Source organism: Pseudoalteromonas sp. SWN166, from assembly GCF_015864485.1.
GTDB lineage: Bacteria > Pseudomonadota > Gammaproteobacteria > Enterobacterales > Alteromonadaceae > Pseudoalteromonas.
In genome coordinates this window covers 1-16,018 of record NZ_JADYXB010000028.1, presented here as the reverse complement: position 1 = coordinate 16,018, position 16,018 = coordinate 1, and the positions used below count along the sequence as shown (strand labels likewise).

General features: G+C 39.5%; 14 protein-coding genes and 5 tRNA genes. 17 read left to right on the top strand and 2 right to left on the bottom strand.

Annotated features, from left to right (window positions below; genetic code table 11):
* The first annotated feature begins 156 nt into the window (after nucleotides 1-156).
* Both I6F49_RS15050 and I6F49_RS15045 read left to right on the top strand, forming a co-directional pair.
* Entirely contained in the window at nucleotides 157-1,998 is a 1,842-nt protein-coding gene (locus I6F49_RS15050) for a methyl-accepting chemotaxis protein (RefSeq protein WP_197181191.1), read from the top strand.
* A 336-nt stretch (nucleotides 1,999-2,334) separates the two neighbouring features.
* A complete protein-coding gene (locus tag I6F49_RS15045) occupies nucleotides 2,335-2,583 on the top strand; it encodes a hypothetical protein (protein WP_024593050.1) in 249 nt (82 codons plus the stop codon).
* A 280-nt stretch (nucleotides 2,584-2,863) separates the two neighbouring features.
* Here I6F49_RS15045 and I6F49_RS15040 read toward each other — a convergent pair.
* Nucleotides 2,864-2,940: transfer RNA gene (locus tag I6F49_RS15040), tRNA-Pro, on the bottom strand.
* Nucleotides 2,941-3,051: 111 nt separating this feature from the next.
* Nucleotides 3,052-3,675 (bottom strand): arylesterase, encoded by a 624-nt coding sequence (locus tag I6F49_RS15035; protein WP_197181190.1) that lies wholly within the window; start codon nucleotides 3,673-3,675, stop codon nucleotides 3,052-3,054.
* Between I6F49_RS15035 and I6F49_RS15030 the strand changes: the two genes are divergently transcribed.
* The 15 genes from I6F49_RS15030 (at nucleotide 3,676) to I6F49_RS14960 (ending at nucleotide 15,978) form a co-directional block, all read left to right on the top strand.
* A complete protein-coding gene (locus I6F49_RS15030; protein ID WP_165728877.1) occupies nucleotides 3,676-4,389 on the top strand; it encodes an ABC transporter ATP-binding protein in 714 nt (237 codons plus the stop codon).
* Nucleotides 4,379-6,880 carry an ABC transporter permease gene (locus I6F49_RS15025; protein ID WP_197181189.1) on the top strand — a complete coding sequence of 834 codons (2,502 nt, stop codon included), beginning with the start codon at nucleotides 4,379-4,381 and terminating at the stop codon, nucleotides 6,878-6,880. Before I6F49_RS15030 ends, I6F49_RS15025 begins: the two co-directional genes overlap by 11 nt.
* Nucleotides 6,881-7,011: 131 nt before the next feature.
* A complete protein-coding gene (gene ruvC, locus I6F49_RS15020; protein ID WP_002960649.1) occupies nucleotides 7,012-7,536 on the top strand; it encodes a crossover junction endodeoxyribonuclease RuvC in 525 nt (174 codons plus the stop codon).
* Between the two features lie 2 nt (nucleotides 7,537-7,538).
* Nucleotides 7,539-8,156 (top strand): Holliday junction branch migration protein RuvA, encoded by a 618-nt coding sequence (gene ruvA, locus I6F49_RS15015; RefSeq protein ID WP_002960647.1) that lies wholly within the window; start codon nucleotides 7,539-7,541, stop codon nucleotides 8,154-8,156.
* Between the two features lie 7 nt (nucleotides 8,157-8,163).
* A complete protein-coding gene (gene ruvB, locus I6F49_RS15010) occupies nucleotides 8,164-9,171 on the top strand; it encodes a Holliday junction branch migration DNA helicase RuvB (protein WP_007580382.1) in 1,008 nt (335 codons plus the stop codon).
* A gap of 1,293 nt (nucleotides 9,172-10,464) precedes the next feature.
* Entirely contained in the window at nucleotides 10,465-11,169 is a 705-nt protein-coding gene (gene tolQ, locus I6F49_RS15005) for a protein TolQ (RefSeq protein ID WP_007580384.1), read from the top strand.
* The gene (tolR, locus tag I6F49_RS15000; RefSeq protein WP_149592638.1) at nucleotides 11,156-11,584 is read left to right on the top strand and encodes a protein TolR; all 429 of its coding nucleotides are present in this window, start codon (nucleotides 11,156-11,158) and stop codon (nucleotides 11,582-11,584) included. The genes tolQ and tolR overlap by 14 nt, the downstream gene beginning before the upstream one ends.
* A gap of 4 nt (nucleotides 11,585-11,588) precedes the next feature.
* Nucleotides 11,589-12,515 (top strand): cell envelope integrity protein TolA, encoded by a 927-nt coding sequence (gene tolA / locus I6F49_RS14995; protein WP_166420819.1) that lies wholly within the window; start codon nucleotides 11,589-11,591, stop codon nucleotides 12,513-12,515.
* Between the two features lie 9 nt (nucleotides 12,516-12,524).
* On the top strand, nucleotides 12,525-13,883 hold the full coding sequence (gene tolB / locus I6F49_RS14990) for a Tol-Pal system beta propeller repeat protein TolB (protein WP_197181188.1): 1,359 nt from the start codon (nucleotides 12,525-12,527) through the stop codon (nucleotides 13,881-13,883).
* A 34-nt stretch (nucleotides 13,884-13,917) separates the two neighbouring features.
* Entirely contained in the window at nucleotides 13,918-14,460 is a 543-nt protein-coding gene (pal, locus tag I6F49_RS14985; protein ID WP_149592635.1) for a peptidoglycan-associated lipoprotein Pal, read from the top strand.
* 13 nt (nucleotides 14,461-14,473) lie between these two features.
* Nucleotides 14,474-15,220, top strand: coding sequence for a tol-pal system protein YbgF (gene ybgF, locus I6F49_RS14980; protein WP_197181187.1), 747 nt, complete (start codon nucleotides 14,474-14,476; stop codon nucleotides 15,218-15,220).
* A gap of 216 nt (nucleotides 15,221-15,436) precedes the next feature.
* Nucleotides 15,437-15,512, top strand: a tRNA-Lys gene (locus I6F49_RS14975).
* A 70-nt stretch (nucleotides 15,513-15,582) separates the two neighbouring features.
* Nucleotides 15,583-15,658, top strand: a tRNA-Lys gene (locus tag I6F49_RS14970).
* 84 nt (nucleotides 15,659-15,742) lie between these two features.
* Nucleotides 15,743-15,818 (top strand) — tRNA-Lys (locus I6F49_RS14965).
* An 84-nt stretch (nucleotides 15,819-15,902) separates the two neighbouring features.
* Nucleotides 15,903-15,978, top strand: a tRNA-Lys gene (locus tag I6F49_RS14960).
* Nucleotides 15,979-16,018: the final 40 nt, after the last annotated feature.

Sequence of the window (16,018 nt, the reverse complement as noted above, 5' to 3'; positions counted from 1 at the left end):
ATAAAGTCTTTATCTGAGCATAATCTTTACATTATAATATGTACTGTTTTTTACTCTTTATTATGCTCTCATAAAGGACTCACCTTGAATTTTTTTAGAAACTTGAACTTTAGAGGCAGGATCGTATTTGTCTCAATCATATTGCTTGTTAGCTCAATGACTTTATTGTCTTATTTTTCGTATCAGCATATGTCATCAACAACAATTAATTATGTTGATGAGTATGCAATTCAAAAAGTTTCTACTTCAGCATCCCAAATCGAAACATACTTTAATAATTTAAAAAATGGTCTTGAGAAGACGTCAACTCTATACGCTGATCTAAAGGCAACACCAAAAATAATGGCGGCATTAGATGTGTCTTTACGGACTTTGCCTGTGTCCGATTTGATTGTTGGCTTTGAAAACGGCGATACGTTTTCTGCTTCTCGAGGGCAATATAAGAAAGGAAGCTACGACCCTCGGACACGGACTTGGTATACAAAGGCAATGCGTGAACGTAGAACAATAGTAACTGATATTTATCGTGGAAAAACATCAGGCAAATTGATGGTCAGTATTTCGACCCCTTTTTTTGGTGATCGCGAAGGGGTTTTACTCGCTGACTTAGAACTAGATGTTTTTGATGAGTATGTAAAGGATGCCGTATTTACTGGTGCAGTGGCTGGCTTATACGATCAAAACAGCTTAGTCGTTGCATCTACAGGAGAAGTCGATACACCAGGACAAAGTAAACTTACTGACTTTGCACAATTAGCACCGCTGTTTCGTTATACCCGCGCACATAAAAGTGGTGAATTTAGCTTTAAGCTTAATAATACAGACAAGATAGCCTATTTTGAAAACATCACTTTATCTCAGAATGTAAGCTGGTTGTTAGTGGTCGCAATAGATAAAAAAGTGGTTTATCAAGACGTAAACGAGTATTTGGTAGAGTCAATTTTTACTAGCATCACGTTAATTTTAATTTCAGCGGGTATTCTTTCGTACTTATTAACTAAGTTATATCAACCGTTGCTGTATTTAAAAAGGAGAATTTATGAGCTATCTGCTGGAGAAGGTGACTTAACAAAGCGCTTACCCGTTGATGGTAATGATGATTTAGCCATAATATCATCTGATGTAAATACTTTCGTAGCAAATTTACAGACGATGATGCTTAACCTACAAACATCATCAAACAATATTAGCAGTAGTATTGAACAACTTGAGCGAGTTTCTGTTCGTAATCAATCTGCAATTTCACAACACAAAGACGAAACAGATCAAATAGTAGTTGCCTTAGAAGAAATGAGTGCAACATCTAATGATGTTGCAGCAAATACAGCCAATACTTTAAATTTTACAAATCAAACGAAAGATCAAATTTTAGAGTCAAGTAGCTATGTAAAAACTGCCACGGATGTCGTAACCACATTAGATAGCGAGATTAAAAGCTCAGTTAAGTTTATCCAAAACATGGAATCAAATATTAAGTCCATTACAAGTATTGTGGACATAATTAACGATATCGCGGAGCAAACTAATTTACTGGCTTTAAATGCTGCAATTGAAGCTGCAAGAGCTGGTGAACAAGGGCGAGGTTTTTCTGTTGTTGCAGACGAGGTAAGAGCGCTTGCCTCTCGAACTCAGATTAGCACTAAAGATATAAATCGCACAATAGAGCAATTAACTCTATCTACCAGTAATGTAGTAGAGCTCATGCAAATGGTTACTAAAAGTGGTAAGAGTGCTCTTAATAATACACATTTAACTCGTACTGAGTTAGAGCAAGCAATTATTAATATTTCTGAAGTGACAAGTTTAAATACAGAAGTTGCGGCTGCTACTGAACAGCAGGCAGCGGTTACCAACGAAATCTCTAAAAATATGTCGCACATCATTGGTATGGTAGGGAGCCTTTCAGAAAATGGTGCAACTCTTAATAGCCAAGCTGAGCAATTAGCTAAAGAGAACTTAAGTCTTACCAAAGCAATTGATACCTTCAAACTTGTTTAAATATTGGGAATAACCTGCTTTATATAATACCAATTCCATTAAGTATGTGATCTAAATTTTACGCCGAAAAAACAATTCAGCTCTAGGCGTGAATTGATGTAAGTGGTTGTTCCCTTTGCAAAATTTACAACAAAGAAATAAGTTTTTTTAGCAAGTAAAATAGATCAGCTATTTATTGGAATTGGTATAAGTAGGTTTAAAGGCATAGACATTCAACGTGTAAAGCTGACAATTTAAAGTGAAGGGTTTAAGTTTTTAGCTGTACTCTATAAAATAGCGTTCATAACGATTTAAAAGCTTTGCCAAGTGCAACGCGCGACTAAAAAGAGTTTTAAAATGAATAATGAAAATGACGTAATTGATACTTTAGCTGAGCTAGAAAGCTTTTTAATAGATGTCGAAAGCGGTGGTTTTGGACTTAAAGGTGTTGCCGGTGTTGGTATGGCTACTAATAACAAAGATGGCAGCCGTTTTGTTGCTGTGTTTGACGATAATCAAAAGCTACTTTTAGCACGCATGATTACAGAAGACGTATTCCAAACAGGGCAAGACATGGTACGAAATGGTGTAGGTCGCAAGCACTAGTACTTTAATAAAAAAGCGCTTAGAGCGCTTTTTTATTTTAATTTCAATAAATTGAAATTAAAATAAATGGCTTCATACAGATCCCACAAAAGCTACTTCAAGTTAATAACAATTAAATACAACCCCCTTAAAAACCACAAAACTTACCAGCTAAACTCTGTTTTATTAAGCGCGCTTAGATAAATAAGAGAGTGCTACAGATAAATTGTAGAATCAAAACAGATGAATTTTAACTATATTTTGAAGAGAAGTTTAACTTATTGATATAGGGATAATTAATTGGTCGGTATGGAGAGATTCGAACTCTCGACCCCTGCCACCCCATGACAGTGCGCTACCAAGCTGCGCCACATACCGACGTTGTATGCAATAGTACGTGTATTTTTTTAAAAATCAATAAGCGATTGTTTGTTTGGATGTTTATTACGCAAGAGGCATAAAATAGCACTCTTGCGCTGTATTAATTGGCTAGTCTTTATTTAACCACTTTTTGATCGAGTCATACATCTCGTCTCGTATTAATGGCTGGGCTTTTTTGTTAGGGTGTAAACTATCGTTTTGCATTAGATCAGATTGGCTGGCAATATCTAGCATAAAAAAGTTCATTAAATGCGCATTTGTTTCTTCGCTAACGTCTGTAAAAGTGTCTGTAAACATTTTGCTATAACGCGGACCGTAATTAGGGGGAATGTAAATCTCCATTAAGGCGGTCATCGCATTAGCTGCTTGGCTTTTTTGAATAAGAGACGTTAAGTTAGCTTGCATTTTTTTAACTGGGAAACCACGTAAACCGTCATTAGCACCTAGCTCAATAAGTACATGAGTGGGTTCATATTGCTCAAGCAATGCATCTAAACGACGTAGGGCGCCTCCAGATGTTTCGCCACTAATACTGGCGTTGATAAGTTCTATGTCGGTTTGTTCGTCATCGTATTTATCTTGTAACAATTTTACCCAGCCTTCTTCTTGTTGAAGTCCGTAGGCTGCACTTAAACTGTCACCGAGTATTAAAATCGTGTTGTCGGCTGCTGCGCTCAGCGGTTTGATAACTAAAAATAAAATGAATACTAAACGAAGGATTGAATGAGTCATATGTCAGCGCTTTCTCAATTAAATATAATTCAGGTTAATGGTTTGTCTAAAGTAGTCTCTACCTTTGAAGGTGAGCTGCCCATCCTCAGCGACATCAGCTTTAATGTCAAGCATGGCGAGTCTGTTGCTATTGTTGGCACGTCGGGCTCTGGTAAATCTACGTTACTCAGTTTATTAGCAGGGCTGGATACAGCAAGCAGCGGCGAAATATTTTTAGATGGTGAGCCATTACACAATTTAGATGAAGAAGAGCGTGCTGCACTGCGCGCGGCTAAAATTGGATTTGTGTTTCAATCGTTCATGTTAGTACAAAGCTTAACGGCACTTGAAAACGTTATGTTACCTGCAGAGCTTGCTGGCGAAAGTGATGCGAAAGAGCAAGCAATTGCTTTGCTTGAAAAAGTAGGTTTGAGCCATCGAATTGATCATTACCCGTCGCAACTCTCTGGCGGTGAGCAACAACGTGTTGCTATAGCGCGTGCTTTTATTGGTACACCTAAAATACTGTTTGCTGATGAGCCTTCGGCTAATTTAGACAGCAAAAACGGTAAAATGATTGAGTCGTTATTATTTGATTTAAACACGCAACACGGCACTACGCTTATTTTGGTTACTCACGATGAAGGGCTTGCACAAAAATGTGAGCATATTATTCAAATAGAAGCGGGTTTACTGGTAAAAAGCGAAGTAGAGGACGTTGCCGATGTGGGTTAAGTTAGCGCTTAAGTTATTTTCGCGAGAATTTCGCCGTGGTGAGTTAACCGTTATAAGCGCGGCTATCGCACTTGCTGTTTTAACCGTACTTACACTGTCGATGGTTACTGAGCGAATAGGGCAAAGTATTGCACAAAAAAGCAGTGCTTTTATTGCTGCAGATCGCGTTCTAGCCAGTGATCATGTGCTTGATACGGCCTTTATTACTCAAGCACAAAGCCAAAATTTAAAAACGGCTCAAATGGTGTATTTCGACACTATGTTGTTTGCCAATGACGAAATGCAGTTCAGCTCAGTAAAAGCAGCATCTAATGCATACCCGCTCAAAGGGCAGTTAAAAGTTAAAGATACCCTTACAGGTGAAACTAAAGTTGCCAATAGCGGGCCAGCGCCTGGTAATGTGTGGCTAAGTGAGTCGGTATTTTATAGTTTAAACATTGATATAGGTGCGCAAGTAGAGCTTGGCGCAGCATTATTTAATGTTTCAAAAGTTATTGTAGAAGAGCCCGACGCGCCATTTAATGTGTTTTCAAGCAGCCGTCGTGTGCTTATTAATATTGACGATGTGGCAAAAACCGAAGTTGTGCAACCGGGTAGCCGTGTTTATTACCGCCAACTTTATGCCGGTAGTGAGGCTGACATAAATAGCTTTTATGAGTGGCTTAAACCACAAATGAAAGAAAACCAACAATGGTACGGCGTTAAAGACCGCCAATCACCTATTTCAAACAGCTTAAACCGTGCAGAGAGCTTTTTATTACTTGCCGGCCTATTAGGTATTATTTTAGCTGCAGTGGCTATTGCTGTTTCAGCAAAACGTTATTGTGAACGCCAATACGACCCAGTCGCGATGATGAAAACATTGGGCGGTAGTCGCTCAATGATCCGCAAAATATACATGCTTCATTTATTGCTTGTGTGTGCAATGGCGGTAAGTATTGGGCTATTAATTGGTTATGGCTTGCAAGAAATAGCAACAAGTTACTTATCAAAAAGTATGGGCACAGAGCTACCTTTAGGTGGTTTTAAACCTTGGCTGGTGGCTATTAGCACTGGCGTAATTTGTGCTGTTATGTTTTCTATTAAACCGTTATTTGATTTATTTGATATTCCACCGCTTAGAGTGCTGCGCCGTAACTTAGGTGACAAGTTGGCAGTAAGCCGTGTGCATTTAGGCATGAGTGCGCTAACTGTGTTTTTATTAATGTGGTTATTTAGTAACAACATAAAAATAACGCTTATTTTGTTTGCCTCAACACTTGCGCTAATTGGTGTGCTGTTTTTAGTATCTAAATTAATATTTGGTGGCGGCCGAAAGCTTGGCTTAAAACCGGGTAACAGTTGGTCGCTTGCAATTGCATCTATTCAAAAGCGTGCAAATGTGAACGCGGTACAGTTAATTAGTTTTTCGTTAGCGATTAAATTACTGCTGTTTTTAGTGGTACTTAAAAACGACATGATATCTGATTGGCAGTCGCAACTACCAAACGATGCGCCTAATGCGTTTTTAGTTAATATTGCGCAAAATGAGCTTGAGCCAATTAATGAATATTTAGCTCAAAAAGATATTCAAGTATCAGAGTTTTATCCAACTATTCGTGGGCGCGTAAATGCGGTGAACGGCGAGTTGGTAGCGCGTTCTGTATCACTGCAAGATAACGAGAAAAAAGACGAAGAAGCACGTGCCGGTATTGGCCGTGAGCTAAACCTTACATGGCTTAAGGATGTACCAGATCAAAACGAAGTAACACAAGGCGCGTGGTTTGGTGAAAATGCAACAGCCGAAGCCTCAGTAGAGGAGTCGATGCTCGAGCGTTTAGATGTTGAAATAGGCGACACGCTTACATTTTTAATTGGTTCGCAGTCGTTCGACGCTAAAATTACCAGTGTTCGTAAAGTTAATTGGGCTACGCTTAAACCTAACTTTTTTATTATTTTAAGCCCAGATGTACTTGCAGATTTTCCGGCAACGTATATTTCGTCGGTACGCATAAACCCAGAGCAAAAGCGTGACTTTAGCCAGTTACTGCGCACTTACCCAACTATTACAGCCATTGACATTGATAACTTTGTTAAGCAAATACAAACAACTATTTCGCAAGTATCGCTCGCCATTGGCTTTGTACTGGCTATTGTTGTGCTGTGTGGAGCGCTTGTACTTATATCGCAAGTGCAAGCTAGCTTGGGTGAACGTATGCAAGAAATTGTAATACTTAGAACACTTGGTGCTAAAAGCCGATTAATTAAAAACGCGACCCTGTATGAGTTTTTATTACTCGGTGGTTTAGCCGGTTTAGTTGCCGCATTTTTTAGTGATATAGCGCTTTTAATTGTGCAGCAACAAATGTTTGATTTAGCCGGTAAGCTACACCCGCATATATGGATTATTGGGCCGGTAGCGGGCGGCGTATTTGTAGCCGGTTTAGGCTATTTAATGATTGCCCGAACACTTAAACAAAACACTCAAGGATTAGTGCGTGCCCTAGGGTAAGCTTAAACTAACATGCTCCTTTAAATGCCCACCTAACATGTGGGCATTTTTGTTTTCTTTGTACTGGTAATTTATACAGTGCTCTGGCATTATTAGCGTAATTTAAAAATAACAATAATGAGAATGCAAGTTTGGCCATTATTTTAGGGATCGATCCTGGTTCACGTTTGACCGGATATGGCGTTGTTGCCCACCAAGGTTCTAAATTTACATACTTAGGCAGTGGCTGTATTAAGTTAGCCGATCATCCTTTTCCGGTTAGGCTTAAAATGATTTACCAAGGCATTACACAGCTTATTGAGCAGTTTTCGCCAGAAACCTTTGCCATTGAAAAAGTATTTATGGCGCATAACCCCGATTCTGCTTTAAAACTAGGCCAAGCTAGAGGCGCAGCTATTGTGGGCGCTGCAATGGCCGACTTACCCGTATTTGAGTATTCAGCAAGGCAAATTAAGCAAGCGGTAGTAGGAAACGGTGGCGCAGATAAAACACAAGTGCAACACATGGTAAAAAATATTTTAAAACTACCCGGTACACCACAAGCCGATGCAGCTGATGCACTGGCTATTGCTATTTGCCATGCCCATTCAGAACAAAATTTAATTAAACTAGCGGGTAGCGCAAGCAAAACCGTTAGAGGACGTTTAAGGAAATAACTATGATAGGCCGCTTAAATGGTATTTTAGTCGAAAAACAGCCACCAGAAATCTTACTCGAAGTAAGTGGTGTAGGTTACGAAGTACAAATGCCAATGACCTGTTTTTACGATTTACCAAAAATTGGTGAAAACGCGATTGTTTACACTCACTTTGTAGTGCGCGAAGATGCTCAGTTATTATTTGGTTTTAATAATAAAGTTGAGCGTGCCTTATTTAGAGAGCTATTAAAAGCAAATGGCGTAGGACCAAAACTTGGTTTAGCTATTTTGTCGGGTATGTCGGCTAAGCAATTTGTGAGTTGTGTGAATAACGAAGACTCAACATCGCTTGTTAAATTACCGGGTGTAGGTAAAAAAACAGCCGAGCGTTTAGTACTCGAAATGAAAGACAGATTAAAAGATTGGGGCAATGATTTATTTACGCCATTTAGCGACAGCGCAGTAATAGAGCCAATGAGCGATGCGACAATAGCTAATAACGCAGCCGATGATGCCGTATCGGCACTGCTTGCATTAGGTTATAAATTGCCACAAGCTCAAAAAGCAGTAAAATCGATAAGCAAACCCGATATGTCTACTGAGGTTCTTATTAGAGAATCTTTAAAATCAATGTTGTGAGTAACCCATGATTGAAGCGGATCGCTTAATTGATGCGACTGAAAAAACAAATGAAGACTCTATAGATCGTGCAATAAGGCCTAAACTTTTAGCCGATTACAGAGGCCAGCCTCATGTTAAGCAGCAAATGGAAATTTTTATTGAAGCTGCTCGAACCCGTGGTGAAGCGCTCGATCATTTATTAATATTTGGCCCTCCAGGGCTTGGTAAAACCACGCTTGCAAACATTGTGGCCAACGAATTACACGTAAGCATTAAAACAACATCAGGCCCAGTACTTGAAAAAGCGGGCGATTTAGCCGCACTACTTACTAATTTAGAAGAAGGCGACGTACTGTTTATTGATGAAATACACAGACTAAGCCCGCAAGTTGAAGAAATACTCTACCCAGCGATGGAAGACTACCAGCTTGATATAATGATTGGTGAAGGCCCAGCTGCGCGTTCTATTAAATTAGATTTACCAGCATTTACACTCATAGGTGCAACCACGCGAGCAGGCTCACTTACATCGCCACTACGTGACCGTTTTGGTATTGTGCAGCGATTAGAGTTTTATTCAGTAGAGGATTTATCACATATAGTAGGGCGCTCTGCACATTATCTTGGTTTAGAAATGTGCGACGACGGCGCAACCGAAATTGCACAACGCTCGCGCGGCACACCGCGTATAGCTAACCGCTTATTGCGCCGCGTACGTGATTACACACAAGTAAAGTCTGACGGCACAGTAAACGCCGAGGTAGCTAAGCAAGCCCTTGATATGATTGACGTAGATAAAAGCGGTTTTGATTATATGGACCGAAAATATTTACTCGCCATAATTGAAAAATTTATGGGCGGCCCCGTAGGGCTCGACAATGTAGCGGCTGCTATTGGCGAAGAGCGTGAAACAATAGAAGACGTAATAGAGCCATTTTTAATTCAGCAAGGGTTTATTCAGCGCACACCCCGTGGGCGAATAGTGTCAGACAGCGCATACCATCACTTTGGTTTACTTCCTAAAAAAGACTAGCCTCATCATATACATTACTTGCTGTGGTTTATTGCGCAGCAGGTAATTGACTTAGTATCCCTTTCTTTCAAATATTTATACGGCTGGTATTTTACCCAAAACCTCAGCACACTGTTGCAAATGTTATTTCAAAATACTTATACGCTTTATAGTTAACTGTTAATTCACAGGGCGTTAAGACTCGCGAAGCTATCCTGCGTACCATTCAAACTAGTAACCGAATTACTTATTGTAAAATAGGTAGGGCAATTATTAGTTTATAAATACAGTGTGTAGCGTAGTAAATTGCAGGCAAAAAAAAGCCCGCAAAAAATGCGGGCAAACAACAAGTTGAAGGAAGTAATCTAGGGAACTATGTTTTACTTAATTTGGTTTATCCACAAAGAGTAAAACAATGTAATACGATAAAATATCCTATTACTAAGAACTTGGCTTAATGAAACTATCTCATTCAGTGCGCTAGCTCGGTATGGGGTAATAATACGTAAGAACCTTTATTTGTTCAAACTAGAAAATTTGTATTTTCGGATTAGAAAAACTAATTCGTCGAATTTTATTGTTGTTTATATCTTGAGCGTTAATTAATCGTTAAATTTATAAGTTAATGAAATTTATGGTTTAAGTTATATCTTATGTTGTGGTGCGGTATTAGTTTTACTATTACGTGAAGGTAAAGCTTATAAATTTTGAGTGTTTATGCTCTTATTTTGAATAAACGACGCATTTTATGGCGTTTTGCTTATATATTTACGCATATTTATAATTAGCGAGCCTAGGGTCTGTTGATCTTTGCGGATTAAAATTTGTTCAAACTAGGGACTATTTAATCACGGCGCGAGATTTGTAACCTAGCGGGCTCGATAACTGCTCCTGCGTTATTCTACTGACTTACATCCATGTAAGAATAAGTAAAAATCGAGCAATAAAGAGTAAATAGCCCCTAGGAAGAACCCTTTGGGCAGCGCCTGTTTGGCATTAATGCTACGTTATCGCCTATTTATGGGGAATAACCACACTGCATAGGCTCTGCCTTGCCTAAATACCAAACAGACTGCTGCAAATTTAGCCTTGAAAGGTCAACAGACCCTAGTTAAAAGATTAAATAAAATACTGAGGCAAAGGGAAATGCCAACTAAAGCTGTTTTTTAACGTTTTTTGTTGCCTATTCATAGCAATACCGTTGTCAGCTTGAAATGGACTAGATACACTAGATGCAACTTTTGACCGTGTAAGCGGTCATATTTACACAAATTAATCAATTTGCCGTATTTTGAAATTACTTAGGAGTTTAACGTGGGATCAGGGCTTAATTTTTTAGATCTAATTTTAGAAGCAAGTTTGCTTGTTCAATTAGTAATGTTAGGGCTAGTTGCCATGTCTGTAATGTCGTGGACAATTATATTTCAGCGTAAAAAAGCAATATCGGATGCTCTATCAAATGCTAAGAAGTTTGAGCAAAAATTTTGGTCGGGTATTGATTTAAGCAAATTGTATAACGAAATATCGTCACGCAGCGGTCAGTCTCAAGGTATTGAAGCATTATTTACTTCGGGCTTTAAAGAGTTTGCTCGTCATAAAAAGAATACATTTCAGAGTGCGAGTATTGTTATGGAAGGTACGCACCGCTCTATGCGTGTTGCGCTTTCTCGCGAAATTGAAAAAATTGAATCTAGCTTATCGTTTTTAGCAACGGTCGGCTCTATAAGTCCGTATATCGGTTTGTTTGGTACTGTATGGGGTATCATGAATGCCTTTATTGCACTAGGTGAAGTTAAGCAAGCTACATTACAAATGGTAGCACCTGGTATTGCAGAGGCACTTATTGCGACTGCTATGGGTTTATTTGCGGCGATCCCTGCTGTTATTGCTTATAACCGTTTTTCAAACAGTGTTGAAAAGCTTGAGTCTCACTATATTAACTTTATGGAAGAGTTTGCTAATATTTTACACCGTCAAGCAGCTACACAAATAGAGGCACAAGCGAATGTATCAGCGTAAAAAGCGCCGTCCGGTCGCAGAAATTAATGTAGTACCTTACATTGATGTAATGTTGGTACTACTTATTATATTTATGGCTACAGCACCGCTTATTACACACGGTGTAAAAGTTGATTTACCTAAAATGGAAGAGTCTGATTTAGTTGATACTAAAGATGTTCCACCCATTATTGCTTCAATAGATGCAGAGGGTAAATATTATGTGAGCGTAGGTACCGATCCTGAAGAACCTATGGAAGCACTTGACGTTGCTGCGGTTATAAAATTACAGTTAATGAAAAATCCTGATGTACCAGTTATGATTAAAGGCTCGGGTAAGGTGTCGTATCAAGAAGTATTATTACTAATGGATTTTTTGAAAAATGCAGGCGTACCGTCAGTAGGGTTAATGACTGAATCCTTTGAGGGGAAGTAGCTGTATGAATAGTTCAGTAGTAAAATCGATAGTGCTTCATTTAGGTATTGGTGGTTTTTTGTATGCATCTGCAAACATTCATCCGCCAGCGCCTAAGGTAATGGAAGTAACGCTTAATTCGGCTATACCTACGCCAGATAAAGCAGTATCGGCTGTTACAGTTGATCAAAAACAAGTTGAGCAAAAAATTGCTGAACTTAAAAAGAAAGAAAAAGATAAAAAAAGTGCAGAAGATAAACGTATTCGCGATTTAGAGCGCAGAGCGGCGAATGCGCGTAAACAACGTGAATCAGAAGCACGTAATATTAAAAAATTAGAGCAACAGCGTAAAGCTAAAGAGAAAGAAAAAGCGCAAGCCGAGGCAGAAGCTAAAAAAGCACGCGCAATTGAGAAAAAAGAGCGCGCTAAAGCCAAGCAAGCCGAAAAGCAAAAGCAAGAAGCTGAAACTGCAGCAAAAGCAGCTGCTGATAAACGTAAAACCGAAGAAGACGCACTTAAAAAAGCAGAGGCTGCGCGTAAAAAACGTGAAACCGAGGCAAAAGAGCGTGCAGCAGAGGCAGAGCGTAAGCGCCAACAAGCGATGCAAGAGCAAATGTTACAAGAGCAACTTGCCAAAGAGCAGGCTGCCCGTAGTAAAATACGTCAGCAACAAGTAGTGAGCGAAGTTGATAAGTACCGAGCGTTAATTATGGCGCGTATTCAGCAAAACTTACTGATTGATCAAAAAATGAAAAACCAGCAGTGCCGAGTCAATATTCGCTTAGGCTTTAATGGTTTAGTAACGCAAGTTAAGTCATTAGGTGGCGATAAGTTAGTATGTGAAGCTGCATTAAGAGCAGTACGCATGGCCGACACATTACCGGTATCTAAAGATAGAGACGTATTCGAACAACTTAAGAATATTAACTTAACAATCAAGCCAGAATTTTAAAGGAATGATATGTTCAACAAAATAAAAATAGCCTGTTTAGTTTTACTGTTTGGATTTCAAGGTGTTGCTAATGCTGCGCTTGAAATTGTAATAACAGAGGGCGTAGACGGTGCAAGGCCTATTGCGATAGTCCCTTTTAAATATCAAGGTGTTGGTCTAATACCTGAAAAATTAAGCGGTGTTATTGCTGCTGATTTAATGCGCAGTGGTAAATTTAAACCTGTAGAAGTGGCACAAATGCCGCAACAGCCAAGTAAAGACAGCGAAATTGATTACGCGTCTTGGGTTAATAAAGGGGTTGAAGCTATTCTTGTTGGTGAAGTAGAGCAGCAGACTGATGGCCGTTACTTAGTACGTTATGAGTTAATTGATGTGATCCGTGGCCAAATTACCGGTGGCAACACGCAAATGATGAGTAATGGCAAACTAGTTAAAAGCCAAGCTCATGTTTTAGAAGCACGTGAAAGTGTTATTAGCGAAAGCGGTTTTCGTCGTTACTCGCACCGGATCAGCGATGTTATTTACGAAAAACTAACGGGTGAAAAAGGCGCGTTTTTAACTAAAATTGCTTATGTAATAGTACGAGATAATGACCCTAAACCTTATCAGTTAGTGGTTGCCGATTACGATGGTTTTAACGAGCAAGTATTACTTCGCTCAAAAGAGCCGTTAATGTCGCCGGCATGGTCACCAGATGGTACTAAGCTAGCGTATGTAACGTTTGAAAACCGTCAAAGCCAAATTTACATTCAAGACATATACACAGGTAAACGCGAAATTGTAGCAAGCTACCGTGGTATTAATGGTGCGCCTCAGTTTTCGCCAGATGGTAAAAAATTACTGTTAGTGCTTTCAAAAGATAAAACAGGCGCAACAGAAGTTTACATGCTTGACTTGGCTACCCGTAAAGAAACACGCTTAACAAATCACCGTAGCATAGATACTGAACCATCTTGGTACCCAAATAGCCAAGATATTGTGTTTACATCTGAAAGGGGTGGTAATGCTCAGATTTATAAGTTAAATTTAAAAACAGGTAGGTCACAACGACTTACCTTTGATGGCGATATGAACCTTGCGGGTTCTATCTCACCAGATGGAAAAGAATTAGTGATGGTTAACCGTACCAACGGGCAGTACCATCTTGCTAAGAAAGAGCTGGCTACAGGTGCGTTCCAAGTACTAACGAGAACACGCCTAGATGAATCACCGAGCATAGCGCCAAATGGTTCGATGATTATATATAGCACGCTTCATAATAATAAACAGGTACTTGCGCTAGTATCGATGGACGGCCGCTTTAAAGCACGGTTACCTGTGCTAGACGGACAAGTAAAGGCACCAGCTTGGTCGCCATACTTACAGTAATATTACTGGTTTACTCAAAATAGGAATCTACTCAATGCAACTTAACAAAATACTTAAAGGCCTGCTAATTGCTGTGCCAGTAATGACATTAGCAGCTTGTAGCTCATCTTCAGATATTGACGAAGGTGCTGCAAACCAATCAAACCAAGGTGTTGTTGAGCAATCAATGAATACTGATACGGTTGAAGTAGCTACAATTTCTCCTGAGCAACAAGCTGAAGAGCAACTTCGTCAAAAGTACGAAGCACTTCGTCAAGAGCAAGTAATCTACTTTGATTTTGATACTGCAACAGTTGAAAGCAAGTACGCAGACTTACTTCGTGCACATGCTGAGTTTTTAGTTCAAAACCCATCAGTTAAAGTACTAATTGAAGGCCACGCAGATGAGCGCGGTACGCCAGAGTACAATATTGCACTAGGTGAGCACCGTGGCCAAGCAGTTGAAAAATACTTATTAAGCTTAGGTGTTTCAGCTAGCCAAATGTCAGTGGTAAGCTACGGTGAAGAGAAGCCAATGGTTAAGTCTCGCACTGAATCAGCTTTCGCTAAAAACCGCCGTGCGGTACTAGTTTACTAAGATAAGAGATATTATGAAGCCGAAAATTATTTTGGCAGCCATGATCTTGAGCGGGAGCACCCAGTTAATGGCTGCTCCCGCTCCTGTTTCAGAAGCTGCAAGTTCACAATCAAGTATTGAGAAGCGATTAGCGTCGCTTGAGAATATGATGCAACAGCGTAACTTTTTACAAGTAGAGTTACAGCAACAGCTTAATTTGTTACAAGACGAAGTGAGTCAAATTCGCGGTGTAACTGAAGAGCAAAGCTACAAGCTTGAAAAAGTACTGCAGCGCCAGCGTGAGTTGTACCAAGAAATCGAAAACCGCGTTAGCCAAGCTTATACACAGCCAGCAGCTCCGGTAGCCGATCAGGCGCAGCCAAACGATGCACAGACCTATAGCAGTGACTTATCTGAAAACGAAGCGTACGAGCGTGCTGTTGCGTTAATAATGAAAGATAAACGCTATGATCAAGCAATTCCTGAGTTTCAAACGTTTTTAACTACTTATCCAAATTCTGTATATGCGTCTAACGCACATTATTGGTTAGGCCAGTTGCTTACGATTAAAAATGATGGTGTAAAAGCGGTAGAGCACTTTAAAGTGGTTGTTAACGAATTTCCAAATTCTAATAAGCGCCCAGATGCAATGCTAAAGTTGGGCACACTTTTACAAGATCAGGGTTCAGCGGCGCAAGCACAAAAAATATTGAGCGATCTTATCAGTCAATACCCAAGTACAACGGCTGCAAAACTAGCAACTGATCGTTTAGGGAACTAGCGATTAAGTTTTTAGTTAAGACGACCAAACTACATGAAAAGTCTCGATGAATCTTGGATTTGCATGTAGTTTGAGCACAAACGGTTTAATTTTGTGCATCTAGACATAAAAACTTAAAAAAAGAGACAATTTCGGTTGCACTCATTTTATAAATAAGTATTATAAGCGCCCGCAGCAAACGAATGGTTACCCCACTCGAAATGCGACAAAAAGAGCGGGTTATTAGCTCAGTTGGTAGAGCAGTTGACTTTTAATCAATTGGTCGATGGTTCAAATCCATCATAACCCACCATTCTTTGAATGGTCTTTTATCGGCGGATTTACGTAGAATACTAAGTTGTTATAAAACGCAACGTCAGAGCGGGTCATTAGCTCAGTTGGTAGAGCAGTTGACTTTTAATCAATTGGTCGATGGTTCAAATCCATCATGACCCACCATTCTTTGTTCCTTGTGAATAGTGTTTGGTATCAATCGGCGGATTTACGCAAGCTTTAACTTAGCAATAAGTTAGCAACTGGAATGGGTTATTAGCTCAGTTGGTAGAGCAGTTGACTTTTAATCAATTGGTCGATGGTTCAAATCCATCATAACCCACCATTCTTTATTCTTTTGAATAGTGATTGGTTCCAATCGGCGGATTTACGTAAAATAGTGAGTTGCAATTAAACGCAACAATAGAGCGGGTCATTAGCTCAGTTGGTAGAGCAGTTGACTTTTAATCAATTGGTCGATGGTTCAAATCCATCATGACCCACCATTCTTTATTCTTATGAATAATGCTTGGTATCAATCGGCGG